The sequence below is a fragment of the Roseibium aggregatum genome (assembly GCF_014692675.1).
GTDB lineage: Bacteria > Pseudomonadota > Alphaproteobacteria > Rhizobiales > Stappiaceae > Roseibium > Roseibium aggregatum_C.
On the sequence record NZ_JABFCZ010000021.1, the window covers coordinates 65,497 to 79,039 of the forward strand.

At 61.3% G+C, this 13,543-nt stretch carries 11 protein-coding genes; 8 read left to right on the top strand and 3 right to left on the bottom strand.

Annotation, left to right across the window (positions count from 1 at the left end; translation table 11 throughout):
* Positions 1-3 precede the first annotated feature (3 nt).
* Positions 4-804, bottom strand: a complete 801-nt coding sequence (gene ubiE, locus HK439_RS18565) for a bifunctional demethylmenaquinone methyltransferase/2-methoxy-6-polyprenyl-1,4-benzoquinol methylase UbiE (RefSeq protein ID WP_235988008.1) — start codon at positions 802-804, stop codon at positions 4-6.
* 199 nt (positions 805-1,003) lie between these two features.
* Between ubiE and mutM the strand changes: the two genes are divergently transcribed.
* The 7 genes from mutM to recF all read left to right on the top strand — a co-directional run bounded on the left by mutM (position 1,004) and on the right by recF (position 8,394).
* Positions 1,004-1,894, top strand: coding sequence for a bifunctional DNA-formamidopyrimidine glycosylase/DNA-(apurinic or apyrimidinic site) lyase (gene mutM, locus HK439_RS18570; RefSeq protein WP_190292968.1), 891 nt, complete (start codon positions 1,004-1,006; stop codon positions 1,892-1,894).
* A gap of 100 nt (positions 1,895-1,994) precedes the next feature.
* Entirely contained in the window at positions 1,995-2,768 is a 774-nt protein-coding gene (locus tag HK439_RS18575; protein ID WP_190292969.1) for an enoyl-CoA hydratase, read from the top strand.
* A 178-nt stretch (positions 2,769-2,946) separates the two neighbouring features.
* Complete coding sequence (gene rpsT / locus HK439_RS18580; RefSeq protein WP_190292970.1) at positions 2,947-3,213, top strand: 30S ribosomal protein S20; 267 nt, start codon at positions 2,947-2,949, stop codon at positions 3,211-3,213.
* A gap of 647 nt (positions 3,214-3,860) precedes the next feature.
* Positions 3,861-4,301 carry a rhodanese-like domain-containing protein gene (locus tag HK439_RS18585; protein WP_190292971.1) on the top strand — a complete coding sequence of 147 codons (441 nt, stop codon included), beginning with the start codon at positions 3,861-3,863 and terminating at the stop codon, positions 4,299-4,301.
* 158 nt (positions 4,302-4,459) lie between these two features.
* The gene (gene dnaA / locus HK439_RS18590; protein WP_190292972.1) at positions 4,460-5,932 is read left to right on the top strand and encodes a chromosomal replication initiator protein DnaA; all 1,473 of its coding nucleotides are present in this window, start codon (positions 4,460-4,462) and stop codon (positions 5,930-5,932) included.
* 164 nt (positions 5,933-6,096) lie between these two features.
* Entirely contained in the window at positions 6,097-7,215 is a 1,119-nt protein-coding gene (dnaN, locus tag HK439_RS18595; RefSeq protein WP_190292973.1) for a DNA polymerase III subunit beta, read from the top strand.
* A gap of 36 nt (positions 7,216-7,251) precedes the next feature.
* On the top strand, positions 7,252-8,394 hold the full coding sequence (gene recF, locus HK439_RS18600; RefSeq protein WP_190292974.1) for a DNA replication/repair protein RecF: 1,143 nt from the start codon (positions 7,252-7,254) through the stop codon (positions 8,392-8,394).
* A 30-nt stretch (positions 8,395-8,424) separates the two neighbouring features.
* Here the strand turns inward: recF and HK439_RS18605 are convergent, their stop codons facing one another.
* On the bottom strand, positions 8,425-8,604 hold the full coding sequence (locus HK439_RS18605) for a hypothetical protein (protein WP_190292975.1): 180 nt from the start codon (positions 8,602-8,604) through the stop codon (positions 8,425-8,427).
* A gap of 254 nt (positions 8,605-8,858) precedes the next feature.
* Here HK439_RS18605 and gyrB point away from each other — a divergent pair, with 254 nt between their 5' ends.
* The gene (gyrB, locus tag HK439_RS18610; RefSeq protein ID WP_190292976.1) at positions 8,859-11,291 is read left to right on the top strand and encodes a DNA topoisomerase (ATP-hydrolyzing) subunit B; all 2,433 of its coding nucleotides are present in this window, start codon (positions 8,859-8,861) and stop codon (positions 11,289-11,291) included.
* A gap of 100 nt (positions 11,292-11,391) precedes the next feature.
* Here the strand turns inward: gyrB and HK439_RS18615 are convergent, their stop codons facing one another.
* A complete protein-coding gene (locus HK439_RS18615; RefSeq protein ID WP_209011928.1) occupies positions 11,392-13,326 on the bottom strand; it encodes an EAL domain-containing protein in 1,935 nt (644 codons plus the stop codon).
* Between the last annotated feature and the right edge of the window lie 217 nt (positions 13,327-13,543).

Here is a 13,543-nt window from a genome sequence, read left to right on the forward strand (position 1 = left end):
GGATCAGAGTTTCCAGCCGGAATGAAGGGCTGCGATGCCGCCGGAATAATTGCGCCAGGTGACCTGTTCGAAGCCGGCTTCGCGGATCATTTCGGCGAAACGGTCCTGATGCGGGAACTTGCGGATCGATTCCACCAGATAGCGATAGGGCTCGCCGTCTCCGGTGACCATCCGGCCCATGACCGGGATCGCGTTGAAGGAAAAGGCGTCATAGACCTTGTCGAGCATGGGGACGTCGACATCGGAAAATTCCAGGCACATAAAGCGGCCGCCGCGCTTCAGCACCCTATAGGCTTCGCGAAGCGCCTTCGGGATATCCGGCACGTTGCGGATGCCGAAAGCGATCGTGTAGGCATCGAAGCTCTTGTCGGGGAAAGGCAGCTCTTCCGCATTTCCTTGCGAGAACCGGATCAGGTCCGAAAGACCAGCCTTTTCCGCCCGGTCGCGTCCGACAGTGAGCATGGATTCGTTGATGTCGCACACCACCGCCTTCACGGTTTCGCCCGAACGGCGGACGACCCGGGTGGCGATGTCGCCAGTGCCGCCGGCCACATCGAGCAGCGTCCACGGTCGTGCCCCCGATTTCGGCGGCGCAAGCGCGGACACCATCGCGTCCTTCCAGACCCGGTGCATGCCGCCCGACATCAGATCGTTCATGAGATCGTAGCGCTCGGCCACCTTGTGGAAGACATCGTCGACGAGCGCCTGCTTTTCGCCCTCGCCGACAGTGGTGAACCCGAAGCTGGTCGGCATGTCTTCCGGAGAGCGGTTCGATGTCCGCTGCCGTTGCTGGCCGTCCTGCATCATGTCTTTGTCTCCTGGGCTTTTCTCAAAGGCCTTGCCGGCCGGGCCGGCACGCCTTATCGCGGTGCCGGAGGTCCGGCGCAATCCGATTTGCGGCGGAACATAGTACAAGCAACCTGCGAACGCTATCATCCGCTTGCCGAAAGTGTCATATGCCGCAAGTGCCTAAACAAGTTGGCTGAAGGAGCCTGTCCGATCCATGCCAGAATTGCCCGAGGTGGAAACCGTGCGCCGGGGGCTTGCCCCGACAATGGAAGGCGCACGGATCGTCAGGCTCGACCAGAACCGGCCCGATCTCCGGTTTCCGTTTCCTGCCGATTTCAAGGCCCGGCTGGAGGGAAGGACGATAACGGCGCTCTCCCGCCGCTCGAAATATCTGCTGGCGGATCTCAGCAGCGGCGACGTGCTGGTCATGCATCTGGGCATGTCCGGTTCGTTCCGGATCGAGGAAGAGGTCGAGCACACGCCGGGCGCCTTTGCTCTTGCCCGGTCGAAAGATCCCAAACACGACCACGTCGTCTTCCATCTGAAGACGGCCAAAGGGTCGGACGCGCGCGTGATCTACAATGACCCGCGGCGGTTCGGTTTCATGACGCTCGTTCCGCGCCCTCAGCTTTCGTCCCATCCGCTGTTTGCGAATTTAGGGCTCGAGCCGCTCGGCAACGAACTGAACGGGGAAACGCTGTCGCGTCTGTTCGCCGGCAAGACCACCTCCCTGAAGGCGGCCCTTCTCAACCAGAAGCTCATTGCCGGCCTCGGCAATATATATGTGTGCGAGGCGTTGTGGCGGACGGGCCTGAGCCCGACGCGACAGGCCGGGTCGATTGCCGGCAAATCCGGCAAAGCCACGGCAAAAACCACCGCGCTTGCCGGGCATATTCGCGAAACCCTTAAGGAGGCGATCGAAGCGGGCGGCTCGTCCTTGCGCGATCACACTCAGGCAGACGGATCGCTCGGCTATTTCCAACATAATTTTGCAGTCTACGACCGGGAAGGCGCCCCCTGCCGGCAGGCAGGCTGCACCGGCACGATTGCCCGGATCGTGCAATCCAATCGCTCGACTTTCTACTGCCCGAAGTGCCAGCGTTAGACCCGGTCTAGTCCATTGGCGTAAGCGCAACGGTGTTGCCAGCCGGAATGGGCTCGGTTACCCCTCTAGCCCATCAAGAATTTGGAAGGGGAACCGCCAGATGGGATATGAGAACATTCGCGTCGAAAAGCGCGGCCGGGTCGGCCTGATAACCCTCGATCGCCCGAAAGCGCTGAACGCGCTGAACGCTGCCCTGATGAAAGAAGTCAGTACCGCCCTTGACGGTTTCGAGGAAGACGAGCGCGTTGGCTGCGTCGTCCTGACCGGTTCGGAAAAGGCCTTTGCCGCCGGCGCCGACATCAAGGAGATGCAGCCGTTCGATTTCGCCCAGGCCTATCTGACCGACCTGATCACGCCCTGGGACCGGGTCGCGCGCAACCGCAAGCCGATCATTGCGGCCGTTGCCGGCTACGCACTCGGCGGCGGGTGCGAACTGGCGATGATGTGCGACTTCATCCTTGCCGCCGATACGGCCAAGTTCGGCCAGCCGGAAATCACCCTCGGCGTGATGCCGGGCGCGGGCGGCACCCAGCGCCTGACCCGCTTCGTCGGCAAGTCCAAGGCCATGGAAATGTGCCTGACCGGCCGGATGATGAATGCGGAGGAGGCCGAGCGCAGCGGGCTGGTCAGCCGCGTGGTGCCCGCCGACGAACTTCTGGAAGAGGCCCTGAGGGTCGCGGAGAAGATCGCGGAATTCTCGCTGCCGGTCGCCATGCTGACGAAGGAAAGCGTGAACCGGGCCTATGAAACGACGCTTGCGGAAGGCATTCGTTTCGAACGCCGTGTTTTCCACGCGACCTTCGCCACGGAAGATCAGACCGAGGGCATGAATGCTTTCATTGAAAAACGCACGCCACAGTTCCGCAACAAATAAAGCGGATTTCACGTGGCAAAGGCCATTGACTGAGGCCTGAGGCCCCATTATAAGCAGCGCCCAACCGGTGGCGGGATCCCTGCCACCGTTGCTATTTGATCTGGAGCTTCCCTGCCTAAGGGCGGAGGTTCTGATTGTAACCGGACATTAGTTCCACTCACGGACCAGGATTGAGCCCATGGCCAACACACCCTCGGCCAAGAAGGCGGCCCGCAAGATTGCCCGCCGGACGGCCACGAACAAAGCTCGTCGGAGCCGCGTGCGGACCTTTTTGCGTAAGGTCGAAGAAGCCATCGCTTCCGGAGACCAGGCAGCCGCAAGCGACGCTTTGAAAGCCGCTCAGCCGGAAATCATGCGCGCAGCCGGAAAAGGCGTTCTTCACGCCAACACGGCGTCCCGCAAGGTGTCGCGTCTCAATGCCCGCGTGAAGGCGCTCGGCGCCTGATACCAGCTGCAAATTCGCGTTCGAAAGACCCGGCCGTCGTGCCGGGTTTTTTTTAGCCGCGCAATTATATCAGGGCTGATACGGCTAAACACATTTGCAATATTGAGAGAATTTGCAAGTTTGTGTTGTGTCATAATTTTCTGTTATATTTCAATTACTTATTTGCATATGCAGTTACCCCGCCCCGCATGAGCCGCAATTCATACGAGTCAAGAGATTTCTCATTAAATTTTTTTCGCCTCCCCGTTTTTGGGCCCTTTTATGAATACACATTTGGAAAAATCATTGAGACAAAACGCTTTTGCCCGATCATGGAAACGAGGCACAGGGGAAGTTACGTAAGGGCGTTTTCAAGCCGTTTATAATTTGTTAAACCGACGCGGTTGCTCACGCAGGACGGCCTGTATATGTTTAAAAAGTCGGGAGCGCAGACAACCGGCCCAGAGAACAAAAACTAATCTGTTTGGATAAGAAATGATCAAGTCAACCAATCAGAATCCTGAGCATATGAAGACCCATCACCGAAATGAATACATTAGTAAATTTTCATTTCATGACCGTAAAGCTCTCTGAGCTTTAACCTCTCAAAATAAAAACCTTGAATTACATGACGCCAATGGCATTGCTATTGGTACAGGGGGGCTGTCATGCAATTTTCAAATCAGTACGCAGGTGACGTGGATTCTGCTCAAGCCTACGATCGGCTGTCGGGCAATGAGAATGCCGTCCTCATCGATGTGCGTACGCGGGCAGAATGGAATTTCGTCGGCGTACCGGATCTGTCGGCAATCGGGAAAGAAACGCTGTTCGTTGAATGGCAAAGCTTTCCTCCCGCCGCGCCGGTCACCGATTTCGCGTCCGACTTGAGTGCGCTTCTGGCGCAACGGGGATGTGACAAGGACACCGAGCTCTTTTTCCTGTGCCGCTCGGGTCAACGCAGCCAGTCCGCAGCGATCGCGCTGACGCAGGCAGGCTTCGGCAAATGTTTCAATGTTTCCGGCGGTTTCGAGGGCCCTCTCGACCCGAAAGGCCACCGGGGAACGCAATCCGGCTGGAAAGCGGCTGGACTTCCTTGGGTACAGAGTTAAAAGGCCGCCAGACAGGCGGCAGAAATCGGGTCCGAGTTTTGGCCCGTTTGTGAGTGAACCGTCCCTGATGGGACATAAAACAGCTGCAAATGCAGCATATTGGCGAAAAAGGAAGAAAGACTGTGGCGGATCTTTCTTCATCTAGACAGGAGGCGGAAATGCAGGTTCAGGAGGCAAGTGGCTCTGAACATTGGAATCGCGTTAAGAAGCGGCTTCGCGCGGAATTGGGCGACGATGTTTTTTCCAGCTGGTTCGCCCGCGTCGATCTGGAAGAACATCACGACGGCACGGTCCGTCTGTCGGTCCCGACCCGGTTTTTGAAACAGTGGATTCAGTCCCACTACAATGACCGTCTCATGGGTCTTTGGCAGCGCGAATGCGAAAATGTTCACCGGATCGAACTGACGGTGCGCGGCGCCATGCGTCCGCGGCAGAGCGCAAGCCCGGCCCCGTCGGGCCTGGCAACGCCGAAGCGCCTCCCGGCCCAGGTCGGCGACCGGCGCCTGGAGGGCTTTGGCGAAGGCAACTCCGTTGCAGCCGCACAGGCAGAGACAGCGGCGCTCGGCCGAGGCGAAGCGGAAGCGGCGCGCGATGTCCTGCAAGGGGCCGCGCTCGACCCGAAATACACGTTCGAGACCTTTGTCGAAGGCGATTCCAACAGCCTCGCGCTGGCGGCGGCCCGCCAGGTTGCCTCCGGCGGCGCGGTGACGTTCAACCCGCTTTATCTGCATGCCTCCGTGGGCCTGGGCAAGACTCACCTGATGCAGGCCGTTGCCGCAAAGGCGCGCGCATCGGGCCGCAAGGTACTGTATCTGACGGCGGAACACTTCATGTACCGCTTCGTTTCCGCGCTGAAGGCCCAGTCCGCTCTGGCCTTCAAGGACACGCTGCGCAGCATCGATCTCCTGTTGATCGATGACATGCAGTTCCTGCACGGCAAACAGGTTCAGCAGGAGTTCTGCCATACCCTCAATGCGCTGATCGACGGTGCCCGCCAGGTGATCGTTGCGGCCGACCGCGCGCCGTCCGAACTCGACACCCTGGACGACCGGGTCCGCTCGCGCCTGTCCGGCGGCCTCGTCGTCGGCATCCAGGAGCCGGACTTCAGCCTGCGGCGGAATATCCTGACGGCACGCGTTGCGGCCGCCAAGCGCACCTATCCGAATTTCGAGGTGCCGGAAACCGTCCTGGACTACATCGCCAAGCATGTGGCCTCCTCGGGCCGGGACCTGGAAGGCGCTCTCAATCGTCTGGTCGCACATAACCAGCTGACCAACCAGCCGATCACCCAGGAGATGGCCGAGCTCACCCTGCGCGACCTGATCCGCTCCAGCGAGCCTCGGCGGGTCAAGATCGAGGACATCCAGAGGGTGGTCTCCAAGCACTATAACGTGACCAAGGCCGACCTCCTGTCCGCCCGCCGGACCCGGACCATCGTGCGGCCGCGCCAGATCGCCATGTACCTTGCAAAGGTCATGACGCCGCGCTCGCTTCCCGAAATCGGGCGCCGATTCGGAAACAGGGACCACACCACAGTGCTGCACGCGGTCCGCAAGATCGAAGAGCTTGCAAAGGGCGATTACGCGCTTGCCCAGGAACTGGAATTGCTCAAGCGCATGCTCGACGCTTAAAAGCGGTCGAAATATCTTCAAAATCAGGGGCGTCCGGCAGGGCGCCCCTCTTGCATTTCACGGCCTTTGAGGGCAGTGTCGATCCCCCGTTCCCTCCTAGGGAGCCAACAATTTCATTCAGTCGGCGCCTTCCGGCCGGCCCCTCACGAGTACGGACTTTGCGTATGAAAGCGACACTCGAGCGCAGCGACCTCCTCAAGTCCCTGACCCATGTACACAGGGTTGTCGAGCGCCGTAACACGATCCCGATCCTGTCGAACGTTCTTCTCAGGGCCGAGAGCGATTCCCTGAAGCTGAAGGCAACGGACCTGGACCTGGAAATCCTGGAAACCGTTCCCGGCATGATCGAGATGAACGGCGCCACCACGGTTCCGGCGCACATGATCTATGACATCGTCCGCAAGCTTCCGGAAGGCTCCCAGGTCGTCCTGGAGACGACCGGTGACAACGCGACGCTGGAAATCCGCGCAGGACGGTCGAAATTCACCCTGCAGATGCTTCCGGAAACCGATTTTCCGGACCTGACCGCGGGCGAGTTCACCCACGGGTTCGCGCTTTCGGCGAGCGATGTACGCAAGCTGATCGATACCACCCAGTTTGCGATCTCGACCGAGGAAACCCGCTACTACCTGAACGGCATCTACCTGCACACGGTCGACACGCCGCAGGGCCAGAAGTTCCGCGCGGTTGCCACCGACGGCCACAGGCTGGCCCAGGCGGAAGTTCCCGCGCCGGCAGGCTCGGCCGGCATGCCGGGCATCATCGTTCCCCGGAAGACGGTCGGCGAAATCCAGAAGCTGCTGGAAGAGCCGGAAGCCGATGTCCAGATCGAACTGTCCGACACCAAGATCCGCGTGACCACGGGCAGCATCGTGCTGACGTCCAAGCTGATCGACGGCACCTTCCCCGATTACGGCCGGGTGATCCCGCAGGGCAACGACAAGGAAATGCGCGTCGACCGCGACGAGTTCAAGGAAGCGGTCGACCGTGTTTCGACGATTTCGTCGGAACGGGGCCGCGCGGTGAAACTGTCGCTTGACGACGGGCGCATGGTGCTGACGGTCAACAATCCGGACTCCGGCAGTGCGACGGAAGAGGTTGCGGTCGAATATGATGCCGAACCGCTGGAGATCGGCTTCAATTCGCGCTACCTGCTCGACATCGCCAATCAGCTCAACAGCGACACCGCCCTGTTCAAGCTTGCGGATTCCGGTTCGCCGACGCTGATCCAGGACAATACGGTCGACGACTGCCTGTTCGTTCTGATGCCGATGCGGGTGTGAACGGACGGCATCTTGCGCGGCGGCCAATGAGGTCCCATGACGACTGAAACGTCAGCGGCGCTCACTCGCCTGACCCTGACGGACTTTCGCAACTATGAGCGTCTCGATCTCGCATTTTCCGAGCCGCTCGTCGCCTTTGTCGGCAACAACGGCCTGGGCAAGACCAATATCCTGGAAGCGATCTCCTTTCTGACCGCAGGACGCGGACTGCGCCGGGCAGCGTTTGCCGACATCGCCCGTGTGTCCGGTTCCGGCAACTGGGCGGTTTCGGCCGTTCTTTCGGCAGACGGCCTGGAAACCCGGTTCGGAACCGGTTTCACGGCCGGCGAACCCGGACGGCGGGTCAGGATCGACGGCGAGGACGTCAAGTCGTCGGAGCGCCTGCTCGACCATATGCGGATCCTCTGGCTGGTGCCGGCGATGGACGGCCTGTTTACCGGTCCGGCCGGCGACCGGCGCCGGTTTCTGGACCGGCTGACCCTGTCGATCGACCCGGGACACGGCCGCAGGGTCAGCGATTTCGAAAAGGCGCTGCGCCAACGAAACCGGCTTCTGGAGCAAGGCGGATCGGACAGCTATCTCAGTGCGATCGAACAGCAGGTGGCGGAGCTTGGAACCGCCGTCTCGATCGCACGGCACGAGACTGTCAGCCTGCTCGGGGATACGCTCAAGGTTCAGGCGGACGCCGGGCTGCCGTTTCCGACCGCAAGCCTTGCCCTGGAAGGCGCCTTTGAAACGGCGACGGTGGGCATGAGCGCGGCGGACCGGGAAGATCACTACCTGGACCTCCTGCGCGAGGGCCGCGGACGGGACCGGGCCGCCGGCCGCACCCTGATGGGGCCCCATCTGAGCGATCTTCAGGTGCGCCACGTGGCAAAGGCCATGCCCGCGTCCCAGTCCTCGACCGGGGAACAGAAGGCTCTGCTCGTCGGCCTGATCCTGGCGCATGCGGACCTGACCGCCGCCGTCTCGGGAATGAAACCCGTTCTGCTTCTGGATGAAATCGCGGCCCATCTCGACCCGAACCGTCGGGCGGCCATGTTCACCCGGCTTTCGCTGCTGGGCCTGCAGGCGTTCATGACCGGCACCGATGAAATCCTGTTCAAGGACATGCCGGCCCAAAGCCAGGTGTTCAGGCTTGCCGACGGCCACGTCGAAACGCTTCCGCCGGCAACCTGAGATTTTTGAAAATCAGCCTGAAAAGGCTTGTCAGGCCGTTATGTCGACCTTGGATCCGGTGCCGGCAGCCGTCGGCGCCTTTCCGCCGGGAAGATCGTCCGAATCGTGGTCGTTGACCTGATCGGGCCCGGGGCCTTCGGCTGCTTCGCTGCTGGTCGGACGGATGCTTTGGGGCGGTGCGGAGAGCGCACCAATGGTACCTACATTCATGAGATTGTCCTCAGATTAAATACCCCCAATGACGCCACCATTCGCCGGAAATCGTATATAATTCATTAACGAGACGGACGGTGGGATGCCGACAATGTCAAAGTCGTGGCGGCAACCGCCGGAAACCAGTAGCCGGCAACGAAAGAAATGCAGTCAATTCAGTATGATACGCCTGCAGATCCGGCCGAGTTGAATGCAGCCTGAAACACCGTATAACGAACCATAAAACTCATATCGACGAGCAGCTGATTCGCATGAACGATACCCCTCAGAACGACGCCGCCGCAGCCGAATACGGCGCGGAATCCATCAAGGTCCTGAAAGGCCTGGATGCGGTGCGCAAGCGCCCGGGAATGTACATCGGTGACACCGATGACGGGTCCGGCCTGCACCACATGGTCTATGAGGTCGTCGACAACGCGATCGACGAGGCGCTTGCTGGACATGCCGACCTGGTCACGGTCACCCTGAACCCGGACGGATCGGTCACCGTGACCGACAACGGTCGCGGGATCCCGACCGACATGCATGCCGAGGAAGGCGTGTCGGCGGCGGAAGTCATCATGACCCAGCTTCATGCGGGCGGAAAGTTCGACCAGAATTCCTACAAGGTCTCCGGCGGTCTTCACGGCGTGGGCGTCTCGGTGGTGAATGCGCTTTCCACGCGGCTGGACCTGAGGATCTGGCGCAACGGCAAGGAACATTTCATGTCCTTTGCCCATGGCGACGCAAAGGGTCCGCTTGAGGTGGTCGGCGAGGCCAACGGCAAAAAGGGGACGGAGGTCACCTTCCTGCCGTCGCCGGAAACCTTCACCAAGACCGAGTTCGACTTCTCCACGCTGGAGCACCGGTTGCGGGAACTCGCCTTCCTGAATTCCGGCGTCCGCATCGTCCTTACCGACAAGCGCGGTGTCGAGGATGTGGTCGAGAACCTTTACTACGAGGGCGGGCTCGAGGCCTTCGTGCGCTATCTGGACCGGGCGAAACATCCGCTGATCGAGGCCCCGGTCACGATGACGGCGGAGCGGGACGGCATCACGGTCGAAGCCGCCATGTGGTGGAACGACAGCTATCACGAGCACGTCCTGTGCTTCACCAACAACATTCCGCAGCGCGACGGCGGCACCCATCTGGCCGGCTTCCGCGCCGCGCTGACCCGCCAGGTGACCGGCTACGCCGAAAGTGCCGGCCTTTTGAAGAAGGAAAAGGTTTCGCTCACCGGCGACGACTGCCGCGAAGGCCTGACCTGCGTGCTGTCGGTCAAGGTACCGGACCCCAAGTTCTCCTCGCAGACAAAGGACAAGCTGGTCTCCTCGGAAGTCCGGCCCGTCGTGGAAAACCTGATCTCCACCGCCCTTGCCGAATGGTTTGAGGAAAACCCGGCGCCTGCCCGCTCGGTCGTCTCGAAGGTGGTCGAGGCCGCTTCCGCGCGTGAGGCGGCCCGCAAGGCCCGCGAGCTCACCCGGCGCAAGGGCGCGCTCGATGTCGCCTCCCTGCCCGGCAAGCTTGCCGACTGCCAGGAGCGCGACCCGGCCAAGGCCGAACTGTTCCTGGTGGAGGGTGATTCCGCAGGCGGTTCGGCAAAGCAGGGCCGCCACCGCGAAAACCAGGCCGTCCTGCCCCTGCGCGGCAAGATCCTCAACGTGGAACGCGCCCGCTTCGACAAGATGCTGTCGTCGAACGAGATCGGGACCCTGATCACCGCGCTCGGAACCGGGATCGGCAAGGAAGAATTCAATCTGGAGAAGCTGCGCTACCACAAGATCATCATCATGACCGATGCTGACGTGGACGGCGCCCACATCCGGACCCTGCTTCTGACCTTCTTTTTCCGCCAGATGCAGGAGCTGATCGAAAGCGGCTATGTCTATATCGCCCAGCCGCCGCTCTACAAGGTCAAGCGCGGGCAATCGGAACAGTATCTGAAGGACCAGAAGGCGCTTGAGGATTACCTGATTTCCAGCGGCCTGGAGGATTCCTCGCTCACCCTTGCCAACGGCGAAGTGCGTACCGGCGAAGACCTGCGCGAAGTTCTCGAACAGGCACGTGCCATCGCATCGATCTTCGACGGCCTGCATTCGCGCTACGACCGCACCGTCGTGGAACAGGCGGCAATCGCCGGCGCCCTGAATCCGGAAGTTCTGCACGACCGGGACAAGGCAGCGGAAGCGGCCGCCTATATCGCACGCCGTCTCGACATCCTGGCCGATGAATTCGAGCGCGGCTGGACCGGTGAGGCCCGGGACGACGGCAGCCTCGTCTTCCGGCGGACCGTTCGCGGCGTCGAAGAAGCGGCGACGATCGATGCAGCGCTGTTGAGTTCGGCGGATGCCCGGCGGCTGGCGTCTTATGCCGATCATCTCCAGGAAGTCTACGGCAAGGCGGCCAATCTGCGCCGGAAGGACATCCATACCGAAATCCGCGGGCCCAGGACCCTGCTTGAGCAGATTTTCGCCTACGGCCAGAAGGGCATTTCGCTGCAGCGCTACAAGGGCCTCGGCGAGATGAACCCGGAACAGCTGTGGGAAACGACGCTCGATCCGAACGCCCGCTCCCTGCTGCAGGTCAAGATCCGCGAAGCGGACGACGCGGACGACATCTTCACCAAGCTGATGGGCGATGAGGTCGAACCGCGCCGGGAATTCATTCAGGACAACGCCCTGAGCGTCGCCAACCTGGACATCTGATTTATCGCATCCGCCGCATCCGGAACCCTGTCCGGATTCGGGGAAGCCCGATCCGTAAGACCAACCGCAACTAATTGGTTCCTGTTAATTGCGGTTGGTCTTACGCCCAAGGCGCCGGTTTGCCGAAGAAATACCCCTGGGCCGCCTCGATCCCGAGCGCGCGCAACAGCGCCATTTCCCGCTCGGTCTCTACATGTTTGGCGATCACCTTGATGCCGAGATCATGGGCGGCGTCCGTCAGGCCTTTCAAAACCAGGGCCTTGGACCTGTCCCTGGTCACAAGCTGGGTCAGGCTGGAATCGAGCTTGATCCAGTCGACCCTGAGATCGGTCAGGCGCGCAAGCACCGGCCAATGTCCGGCAAAATCATCGATCGCCGTCTGGCAGCCGAGATCGATCAGGAACTGGAAAAAACTCTCGATAGTGGTCGGTTCCCGCAGGAAGTCCCGTTCCGCGACTTCCAGACAGATCCGGCTTGCCATCAGCGGATCGTTACAGAGCCGCTTTTGCAGGAGATCCCGGAAATCCGGATTGCCGGCCGATTCAGCGGAAACGTTGACGGTCAGGACGGTCTTGCCGTCACGGGCGGCTGCCGCGTCCAGAACCTTGTCCAGGGTCCAGCCTTCGATCTGCGCCACGAAACCGCTGCGTTCCGCCGCCGAAATAAGCACCTTCGGCGAATAGCCGGACGCCTGCTCGCCCCTCAGGCGCAGAAGGATTTCCTCTCCGCACGGCCTGTCTTCCTGCAGAAACCGGATCGGCATGGAATAAAGCGCAAAGTCGTTCGCCCGGATGTCGTCCGGCTCGAGGACCTGTGCCGGCACGGCATCGTCGAGCCGGAAGTCGTCCGCATCGGCCTTGTGCAGATGGACCGTCCGGCCGCCCACCCTCTTGCCGCGCAGGCAGGCGGCATCCGCCAGCCGCAACAGGGCGGAGGGATCGATGGGCTTGTCCGCGACCTGCGATGTCAGGAAGGAAATCCCGATCGAGCTGCCGATGGTGAAGATGCGGTTGCTGACCTCCAGACGAATTCGGGACAACGCGTCCAGGACCCGTTCGGCATGATCAAGCGCATGGCCTTCATCCGGCAACAGACACATGCCGGCGAACTCGTCGCCGCCGATCCTGCCGACGCAGCCGGTATCGCAAAAACAGCGCTGCAGGGCGAAAGCAACCCGCACGAGCATCTCATCACCGGCGTCATGCCCGCCCAGGTCGTTGACCTTCTTGAACTCGTCGAGGTCGAAATAAAACACCGCCAGTCCGCCCAGCGGATTTTCCTCCAGCCGCGCAAGGTGTTCCTGGAGAAAGGTGAGAAAGGCGCGCCGGTTCGAGAGGCCGGTCAGGGCATCCTGATAGGCCAGGCGCCGGTATTCCTCCACCTCGTGGGGGCTATCCACGTTGCTGCGGACAATCGCCATGACGCCCGGCCGGTCCCGGTCCGACGGTTCGGCCAGCGGCACGAGACGGATTTCGGTGATTTTTGCCGCCGACCCGGGTTCGCAATGGGCTTTCCGCGCGCTCAGGCCGGCATAGAGCGTCTGCACGTCGCCGTTCAGGCAGTTTTCGAGCATGACTTCCAGTTCGGCCAGATCGATGGATCCGCCGGCGGCGTCTTCCAGGGGGGCCAAGATGGACGCCGGCTCCTCGAGCGCTCCGAAAATCAGCACATCGTCCGGGAACCGGGTCAGAAGGTCGTCGATTCCCAAACTTTCCGGTTCCTCAGCGACGCCATCGAACTGAAGCAGGACAACGGCGGACGCCTCTTCCTGGAGCGGGATCGGCGTACAAACGGCCCTGCTTCCCAGATCCGCGCCCGAAGCCGACACCAGCTTGCCGCTGATTTCGGCCGGCGTTCCGTTGAAGGCGGCTTTCAGGGCCGGCCGGCAGCGCCGCCGGGTTTCCCGGGACAGGCAGTCTGAGAACCTGGTGCCGATCGGGTCGCCGGTTCCAAGTCCAAGGAGATCTCCGAAGGCCCTGTTTACAGCTACGACCGCGCCGTCGGTGTTCAGGAACGCCGCCGGCTGGGGGATCACCTCCAGCAGGGAACCATATAATCCGGTCGCTCTGTTTGCAGCCGGCCGAAAGGAGGTTTCCTCCTGACTGCAGACCACCCCATGACTATTCGGCACAAGCCGCCCTTTCAAAATTTCGACGGTATTAAGGTCAGCAGGCAAAGACGCCCCCGCCCTTCGGGTTTGCCAGGGAAGGCCGGCCAGACCGCAACATCGAACCTGGATAGGGAAAAACCTG